Source organism: Eggerthella sp. 1_3_56FAA, assembly GCF_000185625.1.
Classification (GTDB): Bacteria; Actinomycetota; Coriobacteriia; order Coriobacteriales; family Eggerthellaceae; genus Eggerthella; species Eggerthella lenta.
The window spans coordinates 648905-673533 of the sequence record NZ_GL622581.1 but is presented as its reverse complement, the minus strand read 5'-3'; the positions used below and the strand labels follow the sequence as shown (position 1 = coordinate 673533).

The window sequence follows — 24629 nt, the reverse complement described above, 5'->3', positions numbered from 1 at the left end:
ACGGATAACCGCTGAAAGCATCTAAGTGGGAAGCCGTCTCCAAGATGAGTCCTCTTTCCGGTAAGGGCCCAGGCAGAACACCTGGTCGATAGGCCGCAGGTGCAAGGCGTGCGAGCGCCTCAGCCGAGCGGTACTAATAGCCCGAGCTCTTCTTCGCATGCATATCCCTCGGGTTGTGCGATCGAAAGTCACGAGCGCTGTGCAACCGCCAGGGTGGCGCGGGGGGATCCCGCGGCCCTGACGGGGCCATACAGGCCCGCGCGGGAACGCCCTGCGCGAGCGCGACCATGGAGGCGGGGATCACCCGGTCCCATTCCGAACCCGGAAGTTAAGCCCGCCATCGCCGAAAGTACTGCAGCGTCAGGCTGTGGGAGGATAGGGCGTCGCGCTCGCGGAGGGCGTTTCGGCATGCGAAGGCCCCGCCCCCCTCGGGAGGCGGGGCCTTCGCGCGTTCTGGGGGCGTGGGTCTCTTGGTGACCGTTCGGCGACGATGCTGTTACAGAACCTTGATTGGATTACAATACGTTGTTATGGAAGAAATCATGCATATAGCGTTTGACGTGCTGGCAGACGCGATCAAGGACACGCTTTACATCATTCCGTTTCTGTTCGTCACGTATCTGGCCATGGAGTGGCTTGAGCATAAGACGGGTGGGAAGGCCGAGGCTGCCATTCAGCGCGCCGGCGCGGCAGGGCCGTTCATCGGTGCCGTCGTTGGCGTAGTGCCCCAGTGCGGCTTCTCCGCGGCTGCCGCGACGCTGTGGGCTGGGCGCGTCATCACGTTGGGAACGCTGTTCGCGGTGTTCCTCTCTACGTCGGACGAGATGCTGCCCATCTTCATCGCCGAGCAGGTGCCGCCCGACGTCATTTTCAAAATCATCGGCGCGAAGATCATCATCGGCATGATCATGGGCTTCCTCGTGGATGCCGGCCTTCGCATCGCGCGCCGCATCGACATGCCGCTGCATATTCACGACTTATGTGAGCAGGAGCATTGCCATTGCCACGACGGCGAAGGCGGAATCCTGAGAAGCGCGCTCAAACATACGTTGCAGGTGACCCTGTTCATCTTCCTCATCACGCTAGCGCTGAACGGCCTGCTTGCCGTAGTGGGCGAGGACGTGCTGGCCGAGTTCCTCGGCGCGAACCCGGCGCTGTCGGTGTTCGGCTCGGCGTTGGTTGGTCTCGTGCCGAACTGCGCGGCCAGCATCGTCATCGCGCAGCTGTACGTGGAAGGCGTGCTGGGCTCGGGCGCCATGTTGGCCGGTTTGCTCGTGTCGGCGGGCGTGGGCCTGCTGGTGTTGGTTCGCACGAACCGCCATCTGAAAGAGAATATCGCCATCATCGTGGCGCTGTACGCGATGGGCGTCATCTGGGGTTTGTTGGCGAACGCGCTCGGCATCGTGTTCTAGGCGTGCGTTCGAACGGATTGCCATGCTGACTTCGCGCGCCCTATGGGGTAGCATAGCGAAGAGCATCCAATCGAAGACGAGAAGGAGAGCATCATGGCGACACTCGAGGCCGGCCTGACGCGCGACGAAGCGTTCGCGCTTTTGCAGGAGCACAACAAGGATCCGTTCCACATCGAGCACGGCGAGACGGTTGAGCAGACCATGCGTTATTTCGCGCGCGAGTTCGATCCTGAGAACGAGGAGTTCTGGGGTATCGTCGGGCTGCTGCACGATCTCGACTGGGAAGAGCACGACGACGAGCCCGAGCTGCACACCATCTACGCGGCGCCGCTCATCGAAGCCGCTGGCGGCTCGCCCGAGCTCATCCGCGCCATCCAGAGCCACACCTCCGACTTCAACCCGGAGCTGCCGAAGCCCGAGCTGCAGATGGAGAAGATCCTGTTCGCCTCCGAAGAACTGACCGGTCTCATCGGCGCGGCGGTAGTGATGCGCCCCTCGAAGAGCGTCATGGATTTCGAAGTGAAGTCGCTGAAGAAGAAGTTCAAGGACAAGCGCTTCGCCGCCGGTGTCAGCCGCGACGTCATCCGCTCCGGCGCCGAAATGCTGGGCTGGGAGCTGGACGAGCTGTTCGCCCGCACCATTGAGGCCATGCAGTCCTTCGCGCCCGATAAAGATACGTTCCAGCCTGCCGAGGGGTAATCCTCTCCAGATTCCAAATGCAAACGGAGGCTCCGTCGTGTGCGACGGAGCCTCCGTGGTTTGAAGGGGTTCGGAAGAGCTTGGAGGGGCGATCGTGGCGGACGGTCGCTCGTTGAAATGGCCGCTGAACGATCCGTCGCCCTACCGTTTCTCCGCTTCTTCGAGCTTGCGGCGCATGGTGCCTTTCTTGCGGCTCACTAGCAGGTAGGCTGCCAGCGCCACGATGGCGACTAGCGACATGGCCTCGAACAGGCCGCGATAGCCCCACAGCGGCTGCACGATGCCTAAAAGCAGCGGGCCCACGCCCACGCCGATGTCCAGCAAGATGTAGAACGTGGAGTTCGCCAAGCTCAGTCGATCGTCGGGGGCGAGGCGCACCGCCAGAGCCAGGCCGCTTGCCTGAACCGTCCCTACGCCGAAGCCCAGCAACGCTGCCGCGATCAGCATGGCCGTCGGCTGGTAGACGGTGGCCAGCAGTCCCATGCCGACGATGAAGGCGATGAACGCGGGCACCATGACCACGCGGTCGCCTTTGCGGTCGAACAGCTTGCCGGTGAACGGCCGTGTGACGAACGTGGCGATGGCGTACACGACGAAGAAGAAGCTCGCGGGCGTTTCGAGCCCGTTTTCGGCCGCGAACGGCGTGAGGAACGCAAGCAGGCTGGAATAGCAGAAGAACAGCAGCGCGCATACGGCGCCGATGGGGATCACGCTGGATTCCAGGTAGTTCGTCAGGCTCGGACGAGGCACGCGGAACCCGCCCGCCTGCTCGATGCGTTCGTCGCGGGCGATGTCGCTCGCCTTCCGGGCCACGGTTTCGGCCGATACAGGGTTTTTCGGCACGCGCAGCTGCGTGGCGGCTAGCAAGCAAGCCAGAGCTACGGCGGCGGCTACGAGGAACAACGTTTGGAATCCGGCGTTCTGCGTGAGAAACATGCCCAGAAACGGCCCGATTGCCGCGCCGAGGGTGACGGACAGCATATAGTAGCCCACGCCTTCGCCTTTGCGGTTGTCCGGCACAAGAGCCGTGACGATGGTGCCGATGGCGGTGGAACACGTGCCGAACGCGATGCCGTGCAGCAGGCGCAGCGCGAACAGCAGCCATAATCCCAGGCCGGTAAGGTAAAGCGCCGAGAACGCCACTTCGAGCACGGCACCGATGATAAGCAAGCGCTTGCGACCGACGCGATCCATGATGCGCCCGCTGAAGAGGCGGGCTATCAGCGCGCCGATGACGAAGATACTGGCCGCGAGGCCGGCGGTGGCTGCGGGCGCATCGTAGGTTTTCATGGCGTAGTCGGCTACGACCACCATGAGCCCGTAGTAGTTCACCATGATCAGGAAGTTCACGGCGGTTCCGAATACGAAATCTCTCGTCCAGAGCTTTTCTCGTGCAATTGCAGGCATGCTAATCGGTCGCCCCGGCTTTCGTCGCTGCGGCGGGAGCGTCCTTCGCGATGAGCACGGCGATAGGCGATCCCTGCACCACGGCGTAGCTGACGCTGCCAAGGAAGCCTTTGACGCCGCCCTGGCCGCGGCTGCCCATGACGATGAGGTCGCAGCCCTCGTCTTGCGCGCATTTCAGCAGGAGATCGGCCGGCGAGCTGCCCTTCAGCAGGTGGGCGTGCGCCTTGTTCGGCACTTCGTCTGCAAGCTGCTCCATTTCGACCAGCACCTTCTTCGCCTCGTCGAGCAGCACGGTTTCGGCGCCGGTGCCCAGGCCGTACAGCTTCACCACATGGGCGAACACGAGCTCGACGCTCTCGTCCTGCGCGCCGATGGAACGCGCTAGATGGAGCGCTTTGGCGGAGGGAGCGGAGCCGTCGTAGGCAACCAGGACCTTGGAGCACCACATGAGGCATCACGGCCTTTCTACAGAGGGGTGGGCGTTCGGTTCCTCTTCGATTGTAGTACGAATTGTTTCGGTTTGAATAACGGTATGGTGGCAATGGATAGACGGTATTGCGTGCGGTTAGATGTATGACTGGTGTTCGTCAACATAATCATTGACCCGCCTTGCCCGCCCAGCTAAAATGAGTACTCGCGCATTGCTGCGAACGTGGGCCGTTAGCTCAGCTGGTAGAGCAGGGGACTTTTAATCCCAAGGTCGCGGGTTCGACTCCCTCACGGCCCACCATTTTTGTTTGCTCGGCATGCGATTGTTCTTAGCGCGCCGCATCGCGGGCGCTTCTGTTTCAGACTGGGCCATCGTCCAACGGCAGGACTCTGGTTTTTGGTACCAGCTATCCAGGTTCGAATCCTGGTGGCCCAGCCACTTTGCGCGCTTTTCGCATGCGTGCCGTGTTTTGCTATCCCAGCAGCTCGAACAGTACGCGATCACCGATGCCGGAGGTGGCCAGCACATCGCCCTCGGTGGTGACTAGCACGGCTTCGAGCGCCGGATGCTGCTCGGCGAACGCAAGTGCGCGATCGGCTCCCATCATGATAAGCGCGGTGGTGTACCCGTCGGCATCGAGCGAGCTCTGCGCGACCACCGTGGCGCTCAGCAGGTCGGTTTCGGCGGGGAAGCCCGTGCGCGGGTCAAGGATATGGTGGTACAGTTTCCCGTCCTGCTCGAAGGCGCGCTCGTAGATGCCGCTTGTCACGGCCGAGCCATCGCGCAGGGCCAGGACGGCGAACGAATCAAGCAGCGGCATCGAGCTGGAGGGAAGGGGACGGCGGACGCCCACGCGCCACGGTGCTCCATCGGGCTTGCCGCCCATGACGGCCACGTTGCCGCCGAGGTTGACCAGCGCGTGTTCCACGCCGCGTTCGCGCAGCAGCGCGAGGATGCCGTCGGCGATGTAGCCTTTCGCGATGCCGCCCAAATCGACGCAGGCCAGCGGGTCGCGCAGCGTCACGACGGCATCGTTCACGATGACGCCGCGATAATCCACGTGCCGCAGCGCCGCGGCCACGTCATCGCGCGCGGGAATCATGCAATCCTTGAAGTTCCACAGCTGCGTGGCGCTTCCCATAGTCACGTCGAATAACCCGTCGACTTCGCGGCAGTACGACAGCGCCGTCTCGATGAACGCGGCTAGCTCGGCATCCACCGCGGTGGGGCGCCCCTCGGCGCTGTTCAGCCGGAACAGCTCGCTTGCAGGGTCTACGCGCGAGAACAGCAGCTCGTAGCGGTCGCACCATTCCACCGCTTCGTCGAGGATGTCCTCGTTGTCGGTTTCTGCGCTGATGATGTTCGTGGTGTTGAAGCGGAAGAAATTCCGAGAAACCATGCCATTGCCTCCAAGTACATTACATTCGCAAATACGCTACTAAGACAGTATACTTTCTACGGGCGTTTGAGGGAGGGCAGTGTGCATGAGCGGCGCAGCGGGCGATCGGGACGTGCGGACGGTGGAGAGAAGGAACATGATACGACTCGAAAAACGAGGCATTATCAAACGGTTCGACCTGCTTGACACGCTTTCCTTTTTCGCATTCTGCATGAGCGCGCCGTTGTTCCTCCCCGTGCTGGAGCAGTGGCGCGGCATGACGTCGTCGGTTGCCGTTTCCTGGTCGTTTCTGCCTTCGGTGTCGTTTTCGGCCGCGTTGTCGCTGGCGGCCATGTTCACGGCGCTCGCGTTTTTGTTCATCTGCCTGCTGAAAACGGCGCATGCGCGTGTGAGCCGCACTATCATGCTGCTGGCGTTGGCGTGCTATGCGATCGGCTACGGCCTGCTTGACCTGTGGAGCTTCGGCGCGCTCGACGGCTCCGTCGTGGAAGCGGGCAGCGGTCTCATGATGGGTTTCGGCGCTGCCGTGATGTGCCTGGTGTGGATGAGCCGGCTGCATGTGCTCGAGTTCAGGCGCGCGCTCGTTGTGGCGTGGGTCGCCGGCTGCGTCCTGTTCGCAAGCGCGTCGCTGCTGCCCATGCTGGGCGCGACGCCTGCCCGGACGGTGCTCACCGTGGCGGCGGCGCTGTCCGTCGTAGGGTGCGCGCGGTTGTTCTTCCGCTCAGAGGGAGAGGACGAGCGTTCGGCGCAGGCAGGGGTGAACTGGCGGGACGTGTTCGGGCACCTCGATGTGTCGGTGGTGGAGGGGACGGGTGATTTCAAAACCCCACTCGCTCGCGCGCTGTTCTTCGCCGTTATGCCGTTCGCCATGCTGTTGCTGTTCGTGGCTGACAATAGCCTGGTGCGAACCATGGATTGGGGTGTCGCTCCGCTGGCTTTGGCGGGCGTGCTGGCCGTGGCGGTCATGGTGCCCCTCATTCGCATGAAGACCGATCAGGCGCTCATCAACTTCTCGTACCGTTTCTTCCTGCCGCTGGTGGCCTTCGCGGTGTTCGCGGCCACGGCGTTCGTCGAACCTCCGTTGCAACGCTCGGTGATGGCGGTTGGCTCTCTCTCGTTCTGCGCCATCTATGCGCTCGTGATGTCGGCGATGCTGGTAGCGATGGCGGGTCGCATGCGCTCGCTCGCTCTGCCGGCCGGAGGCATCATGATCATCGTCGGGTGCCTGGTGTGCCTGCTGTCGGACGCCAACATGAACACGGGCGTGCTAGCTGCATGCCAGTACCAGGTGCTGATCGTGCTGTTCGTGGTGATGGCGATCGCGCTCATGGTCACTCCCAGCTCGCGATTGTGGCGCGTTATGCTCGAGGGCATCGATGCCGTAGAGTCGAACGCGCTCGGAGCTCAGGAGGGCTACAACCGTCGTTGCGCCGATCTGTCCGACGAGTACCGCCTGACTGCGCGCGAGGCCGAAATACTGCTTCTGCTGGGTCGCGGCCACACGTCAAGCTTCGTCGCCGATGAGTTGACGGTGGCGGAATCCACGGTGCGAAGCCACCGCAAGAACATCTACCGCAAGCTCGGGGTCTCGTCGCGCGAGGAGCTGTTCAAGTTGCTCGATGATGAAGGCGACGGGCCCGACAAGGGCGTTTAGGGCTTCTCCCCCTTTTCGTTTAGAAGCGCAATCTCGGACGGAATGCAATTTCCTGCGTTTTGACGATGGATTTGCTTCGTGTTGATCCGTATGGTTTGCCCCGTTGTCTAGAGGGAATTCAAGGGAGGCCATTATGGAAACGAACGTCTCGCGGCGTGATTTTCTTAAGGGAAGCATCGTGGTCGCATTGGGCGCGGCCGGTGCTGCTACGCTCAGCTCGTGCGCAGGCGGCGATGCTGCAGCGAAAGCTGATTCTGCAGTTGCAACCGCGCCCGACACCGCTGCCAAAACTGCGACCTTGCATCGCGGCTACGGCGCCGCTCACGGAGACAAGTGCTTTACGAGCGTGGTTGTCGCCACGGCCCAAGACGGTACCATCCTCGCCGCCAGCGTGGATGACTATCAGTTCATGCCTGCTGATTCGGCGGGCATCACGCCCGTGCCGAACTCCGACGCTGGATTTGCGGACGGGTACGCCGAGGGCAAGGTGCTCATGTCGAAGACGGTGAACAACGATGCCTATTCGGCCAGCATGAAGGAGAAAGCCCAGTCCACCACGCCGTGGTTGACGTCGATGAAGGCGATAGAGGCGTACTGCGTGGGCAAGAAGGCCTCCGATCTGACGAAGACGAGCCTCGATGCCGTGACGGGAGCCACCCTCGTGGACGCGCCCAACTATCTGAAGCTCGTGTCCGAGGTCGCCGGGAGCGACGACATCACCACGACGGGTGCGTATGCCGGCGACGGTTCCGACCTCAAGATGGGATGCGCCACCGCGGCTGCTCACGGTGACAAGGCGTTCGCGGAAGCCGTTTCCCTTGTGCAGGGGGACGTGTTGGTTGCTTCGAGCATCGACGAGTTCCAGTTCGCCGACGCTTCGTCTGCCGGCCTGGTGCCCGTGCCCAATTCGGACGCCGCCTTCGCCGAAGGGTACGCCGAGGGCAAGGCGCTCATGTCCAAGTCGGTGAACTCCGATATGTACAGCGCCAGCATGAAGGAAAAGGCCCAGTCCACTACGCCGTGGATCGAATCCATGTCGGCTATCGAGTCCTTTGTGGCCGGACAGAAGATCGCCGACGTGAAGGCGAAGGGCCCGGACGCGGTTTCGGGCGCCACGCTCGTCGATACCGCCGGCTACGTCGACACCGCCGTTGCGGCTGCTAAGACGGCGTAGGCGAGCGTTTCGCCTATCGTATTTGTCCCCAAGCGAGCCGGTTGTTTTCCAGCCGGCTCGTTTTGTCGCTTGACCGCAAGGTCGCAAAGTGGCTCGCAGCGTATAATGTGCGAACTAAGGAGGTGTTATGGTCGCGGAGAGTTTGCCCTACGGATGGCAGGAGCGTTCGCCGAAGCAAGTCGCCGCCATCGTGCTGCTCATCCTCATGGCTATGGTGCTCAGCTTCGTCGAGCTGCCGGTGGTGCCCGGGGCCGAATGGTTGAAGTACGATCCATCGGGCATCGTCTCGCTGCTGGCTACGATCTTGTACGGATCTTGGATCGGCGTGGCCGTGGCCGTGACGTCATGGATACCGCACCTCGTCACCGATCCGCTCGGCGCGTTCATGAACATTATGGCCACCGTGTCGCTTATCCTTGTGGTGGGGACCGTGTACCGTCGGAAACCGTGCCTGATGCACGCCGTGCTGGGATGCGCTGCCGGCGTGGTGGTGTCCTCGGCGGTTTCCATTTGCCTGAACTTCGTGGTCACGCCGCTGTACATGGGCGCCACCTACGAACAGGTTGCTTCGCTGGTGTTGCCGGCATTGCTGCCGTTCAACGTGGTCAAGGCGCTGGCGAACTCCGTCGTAGCCATCGTATCGTACCGCAAGCTGGCTTCGTTGCTGGAGGAACAGGAAGGCAACCTTTCCAACTCCGACCAAAATCGCTCTTGACCCTTCGGCGTAATAGCCTAGAATAGAACGATACCGAAGACGCGGGCGCCTCAGTGCGCACGATCTGCGTCGAAGCCGACAAGGCGGCTGCGCTTCGCGCGAATACCTGGCGGCCCCGTTTCTGAGACGCGGGCTGCGCGGCACGACCGCACGCCTGGCAAGCAGGTAGCATTCGGACCAGAAGGTTTGTTGGAATTCTGCGTCCTCAAATTCTCGTGTACATAACCGAATACTTTTGGTATCATCTATGGTTGCTGCTTAACGACGATATGCTTAAAGGAGCACTTTTGACCAAAGAAGATGTTATCGAGCTCGAGGGGACCGTCCTCGAAGCGCTGCCAAACGCTATGTTTAGGGTGGAGCTCGAAAACGGGCACAAGATATTGGCCCATATTTCTGGCAAGATGCGTATGCATTACATCAAGATCCTGCCGGGAGACAAGGTGACGGTCGAGCTGTCCGTCTACGACTTGAACCGCGGACGCATCACGTACCGGTTCAAATAGCACCGTAAAAGCGTGCAGGTCGTGTCAACCTGTGCAGAATTTGTGTGCGAAGAGGGGCTTGCGCGCCTTGCGCAAGCAGCAAAAAGAGGAAAGCTATCACCAGCGGCTGGGTGTGACATATAGATACGAGAACGCATTAACCGAAAGGAAATGATTATGAAGGTACGTCCTTCGGTCAAGAAAATGTGCGACAAGTGCAAAATCATCCGACGCCATGGCAAGGTGCTCGTCATTTGCGAGAACCCCCGCCATAAGCAGCGTCAGGGCTAGGAAGAAAGAGGAGATATAACCTATGGCACGTCTTGTTGGTGTCGACCTTCCTCGCGACAAGCGCATTGAAGTCGGCTTGACCTACATCTACGGCATCGGTCTGACGACCTCCAAGAAGATCCTCGCTGAAACCGGCGTCGATCCCAGCGTCCGCGTGAAGGACCTCACGGAGGATGACCTTACCAAGCTGCGCGACTACATTCAGGCGAACATCAAGGTGGAGGGCGACCTGCACCGCGAGGTTTCCCAGAACGTCAAGCGCCTCATGGAGATCGGCTGCTATCGTGGACTCCGTCATCGTCGCGGCCTGCCCGTTCGCGGACAGCGCACGCACACGAATGCGCGCACGCGCAAGGGTCCTCGTAAGCAAATCGGCGGAAAGAAAAAGTGAGGTAGTCTCAAGTGGCAGCTAAGAAAAACGTGCGCACGCGCATCAAGCGCTCCGAGCGTAAGAACATCGCCGTCGGCGCTGCGCATATTAAGTCTACGTTCAACAACACGATCGTGAGCATCACTGATCCTCAGGGCAATGTGATCTCCTGGCAGTCCGCCGGCACGGTCGGTTTCAAGGGTTCGCGCAAGTCCACGCCGTTCGCTGCGCAGATGGCCGCCGAGGCCGCTGCGAAGACGGCTATGGAGCATGGCCTGCGCAAGGTTTCCGTGTTCGTGAAGGGCCCGGGCTCGGGTCGCGAAACGGCCATCCGCTCTCTGCAGGCCGCCGGCCTCGAGATCGCCAGCATCCAGGATTGCACACCCATTCCGCACAACGGTTGCCGTCCGCGCAAGCGTCGTCGCGTGTAACTGAAAGGATCTAAGAATTATGGCTCGTTATACTGGAGCGGACTGCCGTCTGTGCCGTCGTGAAGGGGCGAAGCTTTTCCTTAAGGGCGATCGCTGCTACACGGAGAAGTGCGCGATCGAGCGCCGCAACTACGCGCCGGGCGAGGCCGGCAAGAAGCGCATCAAGGAAAGCGAATATCGCAACCAGCTGCGCGAGAAGCAGAAGACCAAGCGCATCTACGGCGTCCTGGAGAAGCAGTTCCGTCATTACTACGATATGGCTAACCGCCAGAAGGGCGTGACGGGCGAGAACCTGCTGCGTATCCTGGAGAGCCGTCTCGACAACGTCGTGTACCGTCTCGGTTTCGCGAAGTCTCGCGCCGAGGCTCGTCAGCAGGTGCGTCACGGCCATATCACCGTGAACGGCCGTCGCGTCGACATCCCGTCGTTCCGCGTCAAGCCGGGCGACCTCGTGGCCGTCGCTCCGAAGGCTGCCGACCTGCTGGTCATCAAGAGCGCGCTCATCTCCAACGAGCGTGTTCAGGTGCCCGCATGGCTCGAGGTGGACATCGAGAAACTTCAGGGTAGTGTACTTGCTCTTCCGCAGCGCGATCAAATCGATCTGGACATTCGCGAGCAGCTCATCGTCGAACTTTACTCGAAATAATCGCGGCATAGTAAGGAGGCTTATCCCACATGACAGAGTTCATGAGGCCTACGGTAACAACGGAAGAAGTCAACGACACTGTCGCACGTTTCATAGTCGAGCCGCTCGAGCGTGGCTACGGCTACACGCTGGGCAACTGCATGCGCCGCGTTCTGCTCTCCTCGCTGGATGGTGCGAAAGCCACCGCCATCCAGATCGAGGGTGTGCAGCATGAGTTCACGACGGCCGAAGGCGTCATCGAGGATATCACCGATATCGTCCTGAATGTCAAGGGTCTTGTGTTCTCCGCACTGAACGATGATATCGAGGAAGCCACGGCGCATGTGTCGGCGGAGGGTCCTTGCACGGTGACGGGTGCCGATCTCGACATTCCCACCGAGTTCACGCTGGTCAACCCGGAGCACGTCATCGCTACGGTCGCCGACGGCGGTCAGCTGGACATGACGGTTCGCATCGGCGTGGGCCGCGGTTACGTGTCGGCCGAGCGCAACAAGCGCACGGAGGATCCCATCGGGGTCATCCATGTGGACTCGCTGTTCTCGCCGGTTCGCCGCTGCACGCTCAACGTCACCGACACCCGCGTGGGTCAGCGCACCGACTACGACAAGCTCGTGCTGGAAGTTGAGACTGACGGCAGCATCACGCCCACCGAGGCCGTGTGCCGCGCGTCCAACATCATCAACCAGTACATGGGCGCGTTTTTGAGCCTGTCCGACGTTGTCGACGAGGAGGAGGGCGAAATCCCGTCCATCTTCGCGCCGGAGGGCCAGGAGTCCAACGCCGAGCTGGACAAGCAGATCGAGGATCTCGACCTGTCCGTCCGCTCGTACAACTGCCTGAAGCGTGCCGGAATCCACTCGGTGCGCCAGCTCGTTGAGTTCTCCGAAAACGACCTGCTGAACATCAGAAACTTTGGTGCGAAGTCCATTGAAGAAGTGAAGGACAAGCTCATTTCCATGGACCTCAATTTGAAGCTATAGGAGATACGAATCATGCGACACAACTACAAGGGCCGCAAGCTGGGCACCGACTTCAGCCACACCAAGGCCATGAAGAAGAGCTTGGTGAACGCCCTGTTCCTGAACGACCGTATCAAGACGGTCGAGTCCCGCGCCAAGGAGATCCGTCCGAACGTGGATAAGATCATCACGTGGGCCAAGAAGGGCGACCTGCATTCCCGTCGTCTGGCCATCGCGGCTCTGGGCGACAAAGAACTCGTGCGCGAGATCTTCGAGAAGGTCGAGCAGGGCATGTTCGCCGACCGCCAGGGCGGCTACACCCGCATCATGAAGCTGGGCAACCGCAAGGGCGACAACGCTCCCATGGTTATCATGGAGCTCGTGACCGAGCCCGTGAAGAAGAAGGAAGAGCCGAAGCCCGCTGCCAAGAAGGCGACGAAGAAGGCCGCTCCGAAGAAGGTCGAGGCTGCGGAGGAGGCTCCGAAGGAGGAGGCCGCCGAGGCCAAGGCCGAGGAAGCCGCCGTCGAGGTTGCCGAGAAGGCCGAAGAGGCTGCCGCCGAGAACGCGGAAGCCGCCGAGGTCGAGACGGCCGATGCCAAGGAGGAAGAGGCTGCTAAGTAGCCTTTTCTTTTCAGATTGCTTTTCCGAACGGGGACCTGCGGGTCCCCGTTCTGCTTTTCAGAGGATGAAAATGAGACAAAGGGACAGGGTTAATGTCTCATCCATGCGCTGTCGCGCAGCCGTTTCAGTACCGTAGCGCTGCGGTGGTCGTGCGCGCAGGGCTTCCTCAGTACAATCGGGGTATGAACTCAGCACGCAAAGCGCGGTGCTTCGCGCCGTGCAAATGGAAAGGAGCCGACATGGATGGCACGACCACGAAGGAAGACGTCCGCATCGACAAGGATGATGCCGACGAGCTCAATCGGGAGGCGGCCGAAGACCTCGAGCGCATCGAAAACGAAGTGAAGCGCGAGGCCGAGCAGTACGTCGAGGCCGTCGACGGCGATGGCAACGAGAAGGAATCCGTGGAGGCGGCGGCTACGGCGTTCGATTTCGATCGCGCCGAAGCCGAGACGGAAGAGCTGCTTATCAAGACCACCGGCGAAGCCGACGAAGCGTAGCACGAAAACGATACCTCTATCTGAAAGGAACTATCATGGTTGATCGGGCTTACAAGACGGGCGACGCGTCCGTCGATATGAAGAACGGCGCGAAGGATATGGGCCACGACGTGAAGAACAACATGAAGGATGCCTACCACGAGGCCAAGGCCGGCATGAACGAGCGCAAGGCCGAGGATGCCGCCGCGAAGCGCGAGCACGAGGAAGCGCAGCGCACGGGCGACCCCGCGGCCGCTATGCGCGCGCAGCAGCACGAGCAGCGCAAGGATGAGAAGGGCGAAGGATTCATGGAGTCCGTCAAAGAGTCCATCGGCAAGGCCGGCGAGGCTATCAAAGATGCCGCCGTCGATGCCAAGGACAACGTAAAGCAGGGTGTCGAGAACATTCGCGAAGGCCGCTAGGCGCTCACGCGCTCGACCGTCAGCGGCGAGGGCGAAAGCGCTCTTACGCTGCTTTCGTCCTCGCCCCGGGCGCACTTGGAAACGAGCGCGCCCGGCATCCTCCGAAGCCCGTGGCCAGCGCCGCGGGCTTTTTCTTGCCGGTTGATTCACTCTTGAAAGGTCGTGCCATGGCTCCGTCTTCTTCCTCATCTGCTTCGTCCGCCTCGCGCGGACGCGGCAAGGGGTTCGCGCTTGTTGCGGCCGTGTATCTGCTGGGCCTGTTCATCGGGGCGCTCGATACCGGCATCGTCACGCCTGCCCGCACGGTCATCCAGAGCGATCTGGGCATCGGCGAGCAGATGGGCGTGTGGATCATCACCATCTATACGCTTGCCTACGCGGCCGCCATTCCGGTGATGGGCAAGCTGGCGGACCGTTCGGGACGCAAGTACGTGTACCTTGCGAGCATCCTGCTGTTCGGTGTCGGGTCGCTTCTATGCGGGTTGGCGCAGGACGTGGGGAGCTTTTGGATGCTGTTAGCCGCGCGCGCCGTGCAGGCGGTGGGCGGAGGCGGCATCGTGCCTGTTGCCACGGCCGAGTTCGGCACGACGTTTCCTCCCGAGAAGCGCGGGCTGGCGTTGGGTCTGGTAGGCGGCGTGTACGGCATTGCCAACATCTTCGGAGCGTCGGCCGGCAGCCTGATCCTATCGGTGTTCGGGCAGGCCAACTGGCAGTTCATCTTCTACGTGAACGTTCCCATCTGCGCCTTCATCGTGGTGGCGGGGCTGTTCGTGCTGCCGAACACGCGAGCCGAGCAGGTGAAGCCCATCGACGGGTGGGGCATTGCAGTGCTGGTGGCGATGGTGTTGTCGCTGCTGTACGGACTGAAGAACCTCGATTTCTTCGATCTGGGAGCATCTGCGACCTCGTCTGACGTGTGGCCGTTCTTGCTCGCGTTCGTCGTGCTGCTTCCGGTGTTCGTGCTGATCGAGCGCCGCGCGGCCGACCCGGTGCTCAACCTGTCGTACTTCCGCGACCGCGACATCGTGATCACGTTGGTGCTGTCGGTGATCACCGGCGTCATCCTGATGGGCATCATCTTCATCCCGCAGTTCGCCGAGAACGTGCTGAAACTGCCCTCGGGCAGCGGCGGCTACGTAGTCATCGTGCTGGCGGCGTTCGCCGGGGTGGGAGCGCCGGTGTCGGGCAAGCTCATCGATCGCTTCGGCGTGAAGGCGGTGCTCGCGTTCGGGCTGGCGGCTTCGGCTGCGGGAGCGATGTTCCTGGCGCTGGTGGCCACGCAGTTCGCGAATATGGCGACGCTCATCATCAGCCTCGTGGCCATCGGCATCGGGATGGGCTTCACGATTGGAACGCCGCTCAACTACATGATGCTGGCGAAGACGAAGGAGCGCGAGGCGAACTCGGCGCTGGCGACGCTGTCGCTGGTGCGCTCGGTGGGCACGGCGGTCGCGCCTGCCGTGCTGGTTGCGTTCATCGCGCATGCGGGCATGGCCATTCCCGATCGCATCATGGGCGTTCTGCCCGATGCGCCGGGCGGGCAATCGATTGCGCAGCTAGCGAGCGGGCAAGCGCAGGGAGGCGATGGCGCTGGGTTGCCCGACGATCTTCAACAGCTGATGAAGGGGTCGGATGTGACCACGATCGTCGCGAACGTGAAGACGCTGGCAAAAACCGAGATCGAACAGGAAGCTGCTTCGGCGGGCATGCCGGCCGAAGCCGTCGACGCGGCGGAGCAACAGTACCTCGCCGCCATCGACGATCGGGCAGGCGACATAGAAAGCACGTTCCAGAGCACGGTCGACGAAGGCTTTCGCGGTGCGTTTCTGCTGGTGGGGATTTGCTCGCTCGTGGGGTTGGCGCTGCTTGCGCTCTACCGGGAAGACAGGCCGCGGCCCGGGCAGGCGAAGGGGGAGCCGGCGCGCTGATCGCGCGGAATTGTCACCCTGGTCGTCGCGCGGGAAACGCCGTTGTGGCATACTGCCAGCATGCGTATCAACGTCAGTTCGTACATCCCCGGAACCTCTGCTGTGCACGCGTGCGACGCACGCGTGAAAATCGTGCTGCTTGCGGCGTATTCCGTCACGCTGTTTTTGGTGCGTTCTTGGATGGGCTTGGGGCTGTGCGCTTTGCTGTTCGTCACGGTGGCGACGGCGTCGCGCATTCCGGCGCGACGGTTCTTCGGTTTGCTCGTGCCGGTGTACGTGATCGTGGCGTTCACCGTGCTGTTCAACGGGTTCTCGCTTGACGTGGGGCAGGCTGCGAGCGCGGCTCCGCCGGCCTTGGGCGATGTGTCGGCGGGAGTGCTCGCCGCATGGGAGCCGGTGGCGCTGATCGGGTCGTTCGGGCTGGTGCCGGCAGGGCTTGCGCGTGGCCTTTTCTTCGCGGTGCGCATCGTGCTGCTGGTGGTGGCCAGCCTTACGGTCACGTACACGACGACTTCCACCGAGCTGACCGACGCGTTGGGCTTCTTCCTGAGGCCGCTCAAGCGTTTGGGCGTTCCCACCGACGACATCGCCATGGTGTTCTCGTTGGCGCTGCGGTTCATCCCGGTGACGGCCGAGGAGTTCGGTCGCGTGCACGACGCCCAATGGGCGCGAGGTGCTTCGTTTGCCGAGGGCAGCCTGTGGGAACGGCTGCGCGCGTGGCAGACGGTGCTGATTCCCCTGTTTGTCGGGTTGTTCCGGCGTGCCGATTCGCTGGCTGTCGCCATGGACGCGCGCTGCTACGGCGCCCCTGATGTCGAACGCACCTCGCTTGCGCCGCGCGCGTTCTCGGGGCGCAGCGGCCTCGTGCTGGCGGTGGGCTTGCTGGCGTGCATCGGTCTGGCCGTGTGGCTGTAGTAGTGCTATCACATCATTTGATGTCATTCGGCATGCTTTCATGGTATACTGATCACATCAAATGATGTGATGCGGGGTGAGCGATGGGGACGGTTGCAGAACGCTGGAAGATCGAAGCGGTGTTGGCGCTGGTGCGGCAGGTTGAAGCCTGCGATTTCTTTGTCGCTGGCGAATACAATCCATCCAGCAAAACGAGGGCTTTCATGAGGTTGGTGGAATTCGACTATCGTGACGTGCGCCGGATTATGCGAGGGCTTGAAGTCGAAGACTATTGCGAGGGGCCGCTATCTGACGACAAAGGTCGCCCTCATGATCTATGGGTGTTCGGAGCCTATGTGGCGCAATTCGAAACATATATAAAATTTGCGATCTACGTTATTCAGGGAACGGTGAAATCGATCTGCGTTTCGTTCCATGAGGCGGAACGACCTCTTTCGTATCCGTATAGAAAGGCATCGTGACATGACGTGCACGAAATCGCTGCTTTGCCCGGAATGCTGGGAGGAAGTTGACGCGACATACGAGATACGGCACCATGTCGAGCAAGTCCGAGGCGTGACGGTCGAGGCCGATATCGAACATTACGTTTGCCCGAAATGCGGTGAATCTATCGGATGGGCGCCGATCGTGGATAAGGGTCTTCATAAGCTCTACCACGCGTACCAAGAAAAGATGGGGCTGATGCTGCCCGAGGAGATCGTTGCGCTGCGTAAGAAATACGGGTTCTCGCAGCGAGTGCTCGCGGCGATTCTCGACATCGGCGTGGCCAGCTTGCAACGGTACGAGCGGGGGTGCCTCGCTTCCGATTCCCATGCGCAGCTGCTAGCCAACGCGCGCGATCCGCGCTTCTTGCTGAAGTGCCTGGAACGGGGCGCGCGCAAGCTTTCTGACGAAGAGCGCGCCAAAGCGTGCGATACGGTGCGGAAGCGCGGTCTCTTCCGGGTCGACTACGCGGTGGTTCGGCTCAACGTGCTGGACGAGATCGCGAAGGAAAAGACGCTGGATACGGGCATGCGCGCGTTCGATTCGGATCGCATGCGCGAGACGGTGGTCTACCTTGCCCGGCATGTTCACGATCTGTATCGCACGAAGCTGAACAAGGTGCTGTTCTATCTGGATTTCGCTGCCTACCGCGACGGCGGGGAAGGTTTCACGGGTCTGCGCTATGCGAAGGCGCCGTTCGGTCCGGTTCCCGACCAGTTCGAGCTGCTGGTTGCCGGTCTCGTCGACGACGAGGCGCTCGCATTGCGCGAACAGGGCGACGGCCAGGTGATCGTTGCGGGACGCGCGGAGGATCCCATCTGTTTTTCTGCATCCGACCTGAGCCTGCTCGACGCGGTATGCTCGTTCGCCAACGGCTTCGCTTCAACGTCGGCGTTATCCGAGTTCTCCCATGGCGAGCGAGGCTGGCGCGAGACGGAGGTGGGGGGCATCATCTCGTACGAGTACGCCGCGCACCTTCTCTGGGCTTCGTGATCGGGCTAGCGCGTTGAAGAGGTAGGGCTCGCGTTTCGCCCTCTCGACCGCTTGTCGACAATGGCGGGAAAACGGCCAAAGGGACGAACGCTGCGCTTCCGACGTGCTATGATTACCGCGAAGTGCATCTTTGCCGTGGCGATGCGGCAAAGCGGGAAAACCTACTAGGAGGCATGCATGAGCGTCATCATCGATGTGTTCGGTCGCGAGATTCTGGACTCGCGCGGCAACCCGACCGTGGAAGTTGAAGTGGTGCTGGAAGACGGCGCGTTCGGCCGTGCCGCGGTGCCGTCGGGCGCTTCGACGGGCGCGTTCGAGGCCGTCGAGCTGCGCGACTGCGACAAGGGCCGCTATCTCGGCAAGGGCACACTGGATGCTGTCGCCCACGTGAACGAGGAGATCGCCGAGGCGCTCATCGGCGTCGAGGCCGACGATCAGCGCTTTATCGACGACATCATGCTGCAGGTGGACGGCACCGACAACAAGGGTGCCTTGGGCGCGAACGCCATCCTTGGCGCGTCGCTGGCCTGCGCCAAGGCTGCTGCCGAGTCGGCTGAGCTGCCGCTGTACAAGTACGTCGGCGGCGCGAACGCGCACCTGCTGCCCACGCCCATGATGAACATCCTCAACGGCGGCGTGCATGCTGACAACAACGTGGACTTCCAGGAGTTCATGATCATGCCGGTGGGCGCGAGCACGTTCGCCGAGGCGCTGCGCTGGTGCGCCGAGATCTACCACACGCTGAAGAAGGTGCTGCATGACGCGGGCCTCGGCGGCGGCGTGGGTGACGAGGGTGGCTTCGCCCCCAACTTCAAGACGAACGAAGAGCCGCTCGAGTACGTGACGAAGGCGTGCGAGGCTGCCGGTTACAAGCCCGGCGTGGACATCATGTTCGCCATGGACCCGGCATCCACCGAGTTCTACGACGCCGATAAGAAGAAGTACGTGCTGGCGGGCGAGGGCCGCGAGCTGACCAGCGCCGAGATGGTGGACTATTGGGAAGCGCTCGTGAACAAGTACCCCATCGTCTCCATCGAGGACGGTATGGCCGAAGAGGATTGGGACGGCTGGAAAGAGCTGACCGACCGCATCGGCGACCGCGTGCAGCTGGTGGGCGACGACCTGTTCGTCACCAACTCCAAGCGCCTGGCCAAGGGTATCGAGCTGGGCTGCGCGAACGCCATCCTCATCAAGGTGAACCAGATCGGCAGCCTGACCGAGACGCTGGAGGCCATTGAGATGGCGAAGCAGGCCGGCTATGCATGCGTCATGAGCCACCGCTCCGGCGAGACCGAGGACACCACCATCGCCGACCTGGCCGTCGCTTGCAACACCGGCCAGATCAAGACGGGCGCGCCCTGCCGCAGCGACCGCGTGGCGAAGTACAACCAGCTGCTCCGCATCGAGGAAGAGTTGGACACCGCCGCCCAGTACGCCGGCATGAACGCCTTTTACAATATCAACCGCTAACGGTTGCGAGAGCTTGACGGCTCTTTAGCTTCGCGAAACGAGAAGGGCTGCCTTTGGGCAGCCCTTCTTCATGAGCGGGAAAAGGCTTTGCCCTACGCTCCCCGGTGCATGTCCATGTCGGGGGCGGGGTGCTCCAGCACTCCCTGCTCCAGCATTTCGCCGCTTTGGCGCACGTAGTCGTCGGCGGGGAAGGTGCACATGGACGCAATCTCCTCGTCGGTCAGCGCGCGCTTCACGCGCGCCGGCGTGCCCATGATGAGGCTGCCCGGCGGGAACTCCTTGCCCTCTGTCACCAGCGATCCTGCCCCGATCAGGCTGTTCGCGCCGATCTTCGCGCGGTTCATCACGATGGAGCCCATGCCCACCAGCACGTTTTCGCCCAGCTCGCACCCGTGCAGGATGGTGCCGTGGCCTACGGTGCAATGCGGCCCCACGATGCAGGGCACGTCGAAATCCACGTGGACGACCGTGTTCTCCTGCAAGTTGGACTCGTCGCCGATGACGACGGGCGCGTCGTCGCCGCGGATCTGCACGCCGGCGAACACGCTGGCGTCGCGGCCGATGGTCACGTCGCCCACGATGCCAGCCGACGGCGCGATGCGGGCGGTGGGATGGGCTTTCACGCGGTGGTACAGGGGCGTTTCTTCTGAGGTCATGGGCGTCTCCTTGTGTGCGAGGGTTCGGTGTCCTTCCATTATCGCGAACCTGGGGGCGAGGGGCTATCGTCAGATCATGGCGATTGGGTGGAGCGCCCCCCCTTGAAGCCCGCGTACGACTGCCGATGCTGCCAAACTTCCTGCGCAACACTATACTGCAAGCGCTATAATGAGCCGCACGAAGGAAAAGGATGTGCAACCATGCCAGAAATGATCTCACTTGAAGAGGCCCGTGCGCTCGTGTTGTCCCATGCGGCGCCCCTGCCGGTGGAAACCGTGCCCGTGTTGGAAGCGGTCGGCCGCGTGGCCGCCGCCGATTTGAAGAGCGATATCGACATCTCGCCGTTCGCCCATTCGGCGATGGACGGGTTCGCGGTTCGGGCCGCCGAGCTTGCCGAGGCGTCGCAGGAAGCGCCGGTCGAACTGGACGTCGTGGCCGAGATCGCGGCGGGCGACGTGTTTGAAGGCTCTATCGAGGCCGGGCAGTGCGTGCGCATCATGACCGGCGCGCCCATGCCCGACGACGCAGACTCCGTGGTGAAATACGAGATCGTCGACGTGGTGACCGGCGACGGCAAGCCCGGCAGCCGCGTGGCGTTCTCCGCCCCCACCGCCGTGCGCTCCAACGTGCGCGAGGCCGGGGAAGAGGCGAAGGCGGGCGAGACGGTGGTGTCGAAGGGCGAGGTCATCGGCTCGGCCGGCGTCGGGTTCCTCGCGGGATGCGGCATCGTGGAGGTGCCGACGCATCGGCGTCCGCGCGTGGCCGTCATCTCCATCGGCTCCGAGCTGGTGGATCCCACAGTCGTGCCCACGCCCGGCAAGATCCGCAACTCGAACAGCTACGCGCTTGCCGCCTGCGCGCAAGCAGCGGGTGCGGTACCCGTCATCCTGCCCATCGTGGAGGATACGAAGGAGGCGCTTGCGGCGGCGGTGTCCGCGGCGGCGGACGCGTACGACTTCGTCGTGACCAGCGGCGGGGCGTCGAACGGCGACTTCGACTTCATCAAGCCCGTGGTGTCCGAGTTGGGCGAGCTGCTGATGACCACGGTGAACATTCGTCCCGGCAAGGCCCAGACGTTCGGCATCGTGCGCGGTACGCCCGTGTTCGGCCTGCCCGGCAACCCGGCGGCGGCGTACGTGGGCTTCGAGATGATCATCCGCCCCGCGCTGCGCAAGATGCAAGGGTATGCGCATTTCGAGCGCCCGTCGGTGATGGCGAAGCTATCGCGCGACGTGAAGAAGAAGGACCCGCGCCGCATCTTCCTGCGCGGCACGCTGTACAAGAACGATGAGGGCGAATACGTGGTGGCGCCCGCCAAGAACCAGAGCTCGGGCCTGTTCGGAGTCATCCAGCGCAGCAACTGCATGGCCATCCTGCCGGAAGGCCTCGACTCTCGCACTGCCGGCTCGCTTGTGCAGTGCGTCCTGCTCGACGTTTCCGAGGAAGTGAGTTTGTAAGATGGAACAGAACATCACCTTCGCCATTATCACGTGCTCGGATACGCGCGGCATGAAGGAGGATACGGCCGGCGCAGCGCTGGAGACGCTGATCGCCGAAAACGGTTGGGAGTGCAAGAGCCACGTGGTGGTGCCCGACGAGCGACCGTTCATCGCGTCGGCCATTGTGCGCGCCTGCGACGAGCAGGACGTGGACGTGGTGCTGACCTGCGGAGGCAGCGGGCTCTCGCTGCGCGACGTGACGCCCGAGGCCACGATGGACGCGTGCGATCGCAACGTGCCCGGCATAGCCGAAGCCATGCGCGCGCATTCGCTGGCCATCACGCCGTACGCCATGCTGTCCCGCGCGCTGTGCATGCAGCGCGGCCGTCACCTGGTGATCAACCTGCCCGGCAGCGAGAAGGCTGCCCGCGAGAACTGGGACGGCGTGGTGAAAGCCCTGCCGCACGCCGTGAAGATGATGGCCGGCGGCGGGCATTAGGAACCGCTTCCCCGCGGTGTTTGACGTATGCGACTGAACTTTCCTATCGTAAGGGTTTCTTCGTACGCAGGGGAGTCGGTTTTTGTTTGCGCGGGCAGCGATAGTATCGGTAGCGAGTCGGATTTTGGCAAAAATTTCGAGGTAGGAAGATGTCATCTGCATCTAACTCTACGGTTCAGGCTGTATGGAAAAACATGACCTGGGATTATTGTCGAAACGAGCTGGGCAAGGCATCCTATAGTGCAAGTATTCCTTGGCTAACATCTTCTTACCTCGAAATTTTTGCCAAAATCAGGGAAGTCGGCGAACGGCCGCTGTGTTGCCACACGGGAGAACTGCTCGATCAAAACCCTACGGTCATGTGCAGGTGGTAGAACACGATGCGGGTGACGAAGACGGCTGCGAGCGCGAGCAGGCTGGCGGTGGCTCTCAGCGCGAGTGTCGTGCGGCGGGATTGGACGCGCTTCATCGACAGGCCGGCTATCGCGAGTGCGATCGCGCCTACGATGAGATGCGCGCCGATGACAGCAGGATAGGAAGGCGCGAGCGTGCTGGCTGCGAACTCGTTGTTCGCGATGGCGGAAAGGCTCTCCTGGTGCAGTGCGAGCACGACGGTCCCCGCCACGAGCGCGAGCGCCGCCAGTACGACGAGAGCGCGCTCGAGCGCGCGCGGCCGCACCTGCGCCAGCTCCAGGAACAGGAGCCCCAACACAGGGCCTGCCAGCAACGCTGCCAACACGAGGTTCGCCGGCGTGAATGCGGTATCCCAGGTAGGAACCGTGTCCACGTTGTACGCCATGGACGTGCACGCGATAAGCGCGATTCCTGCCAGACAGGCCAACGCCAGCCATGGCTTCGCCACGGCATCGGGAAAGCGCTCCTTGAACGCCATCATCCAGTACGAACCTACCAGGAAAAGGAACGCGACAGCGCTCAGAACCTCGTTGGACAGCGGCGAGCGGCCGACGCCCGAGAACACGTGCAGCGCGTTCGCGGGCGTTCCGAGGTGCGTAGCCGAGGCGATGAACCCGATCAGAACCACGCTGAACGGCAGCGCGATCATGCGGTCGATGCGCACTGAGGCCGTGCGGTCGCGCGACCAGAGCCGCACGAGCGCGAGTGCCAGGAACGCAACGACGCCCGCCGGTGCGAGCGAGGTGAACAGGCCCAGCGAGAAGGCGTCGAATCCGCTGGTCATAGATGAAGCTCCGTTCGGTTCACGATGCTGCCTCCCTGCTTTTCGGCTCGTTCGGCCGCAGGCGACGGCAGGATGAGGAGGTTGGGGCGCGTGGCCGATTCGTCCGGTAGCGGCAGGATGGAGCGCACCGCGTCGGGGTGGCGGTCGGTCAGCTCGGACGTCAGCCCGAACTCCAGCGCGCGCAGCGGGCAGGCTTCCACGCAGACAGGCTGCCCGCCGTCGACGAGGCGGTCGCGGCAGCCGTCGCACTTGCTGCTGCGTTTCAGGCGCGCGTCGATATGCGGTGCGTGGTAGGGGCAGGCCATGGTGCAGTAGCCGCAGCCGATGCACTTGGTGGCATCGGGCCAGACCAGCCCGAGCTCGTCTTTATGCATGGCGCCGGTGGGGCATACGCGGGTGCACACGGGGTTGTTGCAGTGGTTGCACGAGATGGACACGTGGTAGGCGAACGCGTCCTGCGAGAACGTCCCGTCGACATCGGGTTGCCAGGAGCCGCCTTCGTAGTCGATGACCATGCGGAAGGCCATGTCCGGTCCGTGGTCATGGTAGTCCTTGCACGCTATGACGCAGGTTCTGCACCCGGTGCAGCGCGTATTGTCGTAAAAGAAGCCCCGTGGCATAATGCCGCTTTCGGTCGGAAACGATGGAAGACGAAGACGATTCTACCACGAAGGCCCGTCGATTCCCCGGAGTCCGTTCGGGCGGCGCCGTGCGCGGGGAAGCCCCGTCCTTGGGGAAGGGAGCCTTCGTTCGAAGATGCGAAGGGGCGCCCCTGCGGCGCCCCTTCGAGTAGCGGATGGCGGTTAGGCCACGCCCGTCACTTCCTTCTCATTGGCGATGGCGCCAGTGGTGTCGCCGGGCTCCTTCGCCGCCGGGCACGGCAGGATTGCGATGGAGGGCGTCGTCTCGTCGGGCGACGGCATCGGCGCAATGCCTGCCACCGTTCCTTCGTGCTTCGCCCTCAGCTCCTCGATGTCGCCGAACTCCAGCGCGCGCAACGGGCAGGCCTCCACGCAGATGGGGCTCTTGCCCTCGGCCACGCGGTCGGCGCAGCCGTCGCATTTCACACCCTTGCCCAGGGCCTTGTCCACGATGGGCACGTTGTAGGGGCACGTCTCCACGCAGGCGCCCACGCCCGTGCATTTTTCCTGGTTGATGTGCACCAGGCCCGTCTTGGTATCCTTCTCGATGGCGCCCTGCGGGCACTTGGCCATGCAGGCCGGCATCGCGCAGTGCTGGCAGCCCAGCGACACGTGGTAGGTGAACGCGTCGGACGTGAAGGTGCCGTCGCCCGCGTCGCTCCAGGCGCCGCCCTCGTAGTCGTACACCTTGCGGAATGCGATGGTGGCGGACAGGTCCTTGTAGTCCTTGCACGCCATCTCGCAGGTGCGGCAACCCGTGCAGCGCGTGCTGTCGAAGAAAAATCCGTACTGAGTCATGTGGTCCTCCCCCC

28 protein-coding genes, 2 tRNA genes and 2 rRNA genes are annotated in these 24629 nt (G+C 62.5%); 25 read left to right on the top strand and 7 right to left on the bottom strand.

Going from position 1 to position 24629, the window contains the following annotated elements; translation table 11 throughout:
• The 4 genes from HMPREF1023_RS13225 to HMPREF1023_RS13210 form a co-directional block, all read left to right on the top strand.
• A 23S ribosomal RNA gene (locus tag HMPREF1023_RS13225) occupies nt 1-158 on the top strand; the annotation flags it as partial.
• Between the two features lie 119 nt (nt 159-277).
• A 5S ribosomal RNA gene (rrf, locus tag HMPREF1023_RS13220) occupies nt 278-392 on the top strand.
• 150 nt (nt 393-542) lie between these two features.
• Entirely contained in the window at nt 543-1412 is an 870-nt protein-coding gene (locus tag HMPREF1023_RS13215) for an arsenic efflux protein (RefSeq protein WP_015761424.1), read from the top strand.
• A gap of 93 nt (nt 1413-1505) precedes the next feature.
• The gene (locus HMPREF1023_RS13210) at nt 1506-2111 is read left to right on the top strand and encodes an HD domain-containing protein (RefSeq protein WP_009306925.1); all 606 of its coding nucleotides are present in this window, start codon (nt 1506-1508) and stop codon (nt 2109-2111) included.
• A gap of 141 nt (nt 2112-2252) precedes the next feature.
• On the opposite strand, the gene HMPREF1023_RS13205 is transcribed toward HMPREF1023_RS13210, so the two are convergent.
• A complete protein-coding gene (locus HMPREF1023_RS13205; RefSeq protein ID WP_227111413.1) occupies nt 2253-3461 on the bottom strand; it encodes an MFS transporter in 1209 nt (402 codons plus the stop codon).
• A gap of 58 nt (nt 3462-3519) precedes the next feature.
• A complete protein-coding gene (locus tag HMPREF1023_RS13200) occupies nt 3520-3966 on the bottom strand; it encodes a universal stress protein (RefSeq protein ID WP_009306923.1) in 447 nt (148 codons plus the stop codon).
• A gap of 206 nt (nt 3967-4172) precedes the next feature.
• Here HMPREF1023_RS13200 and HMPREF1023_RS13195 point away from each other — a divergent pair.
• Nucleotides 4173-4248, top strand: a tRNA-Lys gene (locus tag HMPREF1023_RS13195).
• A gap of 64 nt (nt 4249-4312) precedes the next feature.
• Nucleotides 4313-4386, top strand: a tRNA-Gln gene (locus HMPREF1023_RS13190).
• Nucleotides 4387-4420: 34 nt separating this feature from the next.
• Here HMPREF1023_RS13190 and HMPREF1023_RS13185 read toward each other — a convergent pair.
• Complete coding sequence (locus HMPREF1023_RS13185) at nt 4421-5347, bottom strand: FAD:protein FMN transferase (protein ID WP_009306922.1); 927 nt, start codon at nt 5345-5347, stop codon at nt 4421-4423.
• Between the two features lie 136 nt (nt 5348-5483).
• On the opposite strand from HMPREF1023_RS13185, the gene HMPREF1023_RS13180 reads away from it, so the two are divergent.
• The 17 genes from HMPREF1023_RS13180 (at nt 5484) to eno (ending at nt 19383) form a co-directional block, all read left to right on the top strand.
• Nucleotides 5484-7001 carry a helix-turn-helix transcriptional regulator gene (locus tag HMPREF1023_RS13180; RefSeq protein WP_009306921.1) on the top strand — a complete coding sequence of 506 codons (1518 nt, stop codon included), beginning with the start codon at nt 5484-5486 and terminating at the stop codon, nt 6999-7001.
• Between the two features lie 133 nt (nt 7002-7134).
• Nucleotides 7135-8175, top strand: a complete 1041-nt coding sequence (locus tag HMPREF1023_RS13175) for a twin-arginine translocation signal domain-containing protein (protein ID WP_009306920.1) — start codon at nt 7135-7137, stop codon at nt 8173-8175.
• A gap of 127 nt (nt 8176-8302) precedes the next feature.
• The gene (locus HMPREF1023_RS13170; protein ID WP_009306919.1) at nt 8303-8890 is read left to right on the top strand and encodes an ECF transporter S component; all 588 of its coding nucleotides are present in this window, start codon (nt 8303-8305) and stop codon (nt 8888-8890) included.
• A gap of 287 nt (nt 8891-9177) precedes the next feature.
• On the top strand, nt 9178-9396 hold the full coding sequence (gene infA, locus HMPREF1023_RS13165) for a translation initiation factor IF-1 (protein WP_009306918.1): 219 nt from the start codon (nt 9178-9180) through the stop codon (nt 9394-9396).
• A 156-nt stretch (nt 9397-9552) separates the two neighbouring features.
• The gene (gene rpmJ, locus HMPREF1023_RS13160; protein WP_006363204.1) at nt 9553-9666 is read left to right on the top strand and encodes a 50S ribosomal protein L36; all 114 of its coding nucleotides are present in this window, start codon (nt 9553-9555) and stop codon (nt 9664-9666) included.
• A 22-nt stretch (nt 9667-9688) separates the two neighbouring features.
• Entirely contained in the window at nt 9689-10057 is a 369-nt protein-coding gene (gene rpsM, locus HMPREF1023_RS13155) for a 30S ribosomal protein S13 (protein WP_009306917.1), read from the top strand.
• 11 nt (nt 10058-10068) lie between these two features.
• Nucleotides 10069-10467: a 30S ribosomal protein S11 gene (rpsK, locus tag HMPREF1023_RS13150; RefSeq protein WP_009306916.1), complete on the top strand. Its 399-nt coding sequence runs from the start codon at nt 10069-10071 to the stop codon at nt 10465-10467.
• 19 nt (nt 10468-10486) lie between these two features.
• Nucleotides 10487-11113 carry a 30S ribosomal protein S4 gene (gene rpsD, locus HMPREF1023_RS13145; protein WP_009306915.1) on the top strand — a complete coding sequence of 209 codons (627 nt, stop codon included), beginning with the start codon at nt 10487-10489 and terminating at the stop codon, nt 11111-11113.
• A 29-nt stretch (nt 11114-11142) separates the two neighbouring features.
• Complete coding sequence (locus HMPREF1023_RS13140; RefSeq protein ID WP_009306914.1) at nt 11143-12093, top strand: DNA-directed RNA polymerase subunit alpha; 951 nt, start codon at nt 11143-11145, stop codon at nt 12091-12093.
• Nucleotides 12094-12105: 12 nt separating this feature from the next.
• Nucleotides 12106-12693: a 50S ribosomal protein L17 gene (gene rplQ / locus HMPREF1023_RS13135; RefSeq protein WP_009306913.1), complete on the top strand. Its 588-nt coding sequence runs from the start codon at nt 12106-12108 to the stop codon at nt 12691-12693.
• A 239-nt stretch (nt 12694-12932) separates the two neighbouring features.
• Complete coding sequence (locus HMPREF1023_RS13130) at nt 12933-13193, top strand: hypothetical protein (RefSeq protein WP_009306912.1); 261 nt, start codon at nt 12933-12935, stop codon at nt 13191-13193.
• Between the two features lie 35 nt (nt 13194-13228).
• A complete protein-coding gene (locus tag HMPREF1023_RS13125; RefSeq protein WP_009306911.1) occupies nt 13229-13594 on the top strand; it encodes a hypothetical protein in 366 nt (121 codons plus the stop codon).
• 167 nt (nt 13595-13761) lie between these two features.
• Nucleotides 13762-15522: an MFS transporter gene (locus tag HMPREF1023_RS13120; RefSeq protein WP_035579021.1), complete on the top strand. Its 1761-nt coding sequence runs from the start codon at nt 13762-13764 to the stop codon at nt 15520-15522.
• A gap of 60 nt (nt 15523-15582) precedes the next feature.
• The gene (locus HMPREF1023_RS13115) at nt 15583-16437 is read left to right on the top strand and encodes an energy-coupling factor transporter transmembrane protein EcfT (protein WP_009306909.1); all 855 of its coding nucleotides are present in this window, start codon (nt 15583-15585) and stop codon (nt 16435-16437) included.
• Between the two features lie 83 nt (nt 16438-16520).
• The gene (locus tag HMPREF1023_RS13110; protein ID WP_009306908.1) at nt 16521-16898 is read left to right on the top strand and encodes a hypothetical protein; all 378 of its coding nucleotides are present in this window, start codon (nt 16521-16523) and stop codon (nt 16896-16898) included.
• Nucleotides 16852-17913: a type II TA system antitoxin MqsA family protein gene (locus HMPREF1023_RS13105; RefSeq protein WP_306770023.1), complete on the top strand. Its 1062-nt coding sequence runs from the start codon at nt 16852-16854 to the stop codon at nt 17911-17913. Before HMPREF1023_RS13110 ends, HMPREF1023_RS13105 begins: the two co-directional genes overlap by 47 nt.
• Nucleotides 17914-18090: 177 nt before the next feature.
• A complete protein-coding gene (gene eno, locus HMPREF1023_RS13100; RefSeq protein ID WP_009306906.1) occupies nt 18091-19383 on the top strand; it encodes a phosphopyruvate hydratase in 1293 nt (430 codons plus the stop codon).
• Nucleotides 19384-19475: 92 nt separating this feature from the next.
• On the opposite strand, the gene HMPREF1023_RS13095 is transcribed toward eno, so the two are convergent.
• Nucleotides 19476-20039, bottom strand: coding sequence for a gamma carbonic anhydrase family protein (locus tag HMPREF1023_RS13095; protein WP_009306905.1), 564 nt, complete (start codon nt 20037-20039; stop codon nt 19476-19478).
• A 201-nt stretch (nt 20040-20240) separates the two neighbouring features.
• Between HMPREF1023_RS13095 and glp the strand changes: the two genes are divergently transcribed.
• Both glp and HMPREF1023_RS13085 read left to right on the top strand, forming a co-directional pair.
• Nucleotides 20241-21497 carry a gephyrin-like molybdotransferase Glp gene (gene glp, locus HMPREF1023_RS13090; RefSeq protein ID WP_009306904.1) on the top strand — a complete coding sequence of 419 codons (1257 nt, stop codon included), beginning with the start codon at nt 20241-20243 and terminating at the stop codon, nt 21495-21497.
• Between the two features lies 1 nt (nt 21498).
• On the top strand, nt 21499-21978 hold the full coding sequence (locus HMPREF1023_RS13085; RefSeq protein WP_009306903.1) for a molybdenum cofactor biosynthesis protein B: 480 nt from the start codon (nt 21499-21501) through the stop codon (nt 21976-21978).
• A 343-nt stretch (nt 21979-22321) separates the two neighbouring features.
• On the opposite strand, the gene HMPREF1023_RS13080 is transcribed toward HMPREF1023_RS13085, so the two are convergent.
• From HMPREF1023_RS13080 to HMPREF1023_RS13070, 3 genes are all read right to left on the bottom strand, one after another.
• Nucleotides 22322-23176 (bottom strand): DmsC/YnfH family molybdoenzyme membrane anchor subunit, encoded by an 855-nt coding sequence (locus tag HMPREF1023_RS13080; RefSeq protein WP_009306902.1) that lies wholly within the window; start codon nt 23174-23176, stop codon nt 22322-22324.
• The gene (locus HMPREF1023_RS13075; RefSeq protein ID WP_009609325.1) at nt 23173-23796 is read right to left on the bottom strand and encodes a 4Fe-4S dicluster domain-containing protein; all 624 of its coding nucleotides are present in this window, start codon (nt 23794-23796) and stop codon (nt 23173-23175) included. Before HMPREF1023_RS13075 ends, HMPREF1023_RS13080 begins: the two co-directional genes overlap by 4 nt.
• Nucleotides 23797-23979: 183 nt before the next feature.
• On the bottom strand, nt 23980-24615 hold the full coding sequence (locus HMPREF1023_RS13070; RefSeq protein ID WP_009306900.1) for a 4Fe-4S dicluster domain-containing protein: 636 nt from the start codon (nt 24613-24615) through the stop codon (nt 23980-23982).
• Nucleotides 24616-24629: the final 14 nt, after the last annotated feature.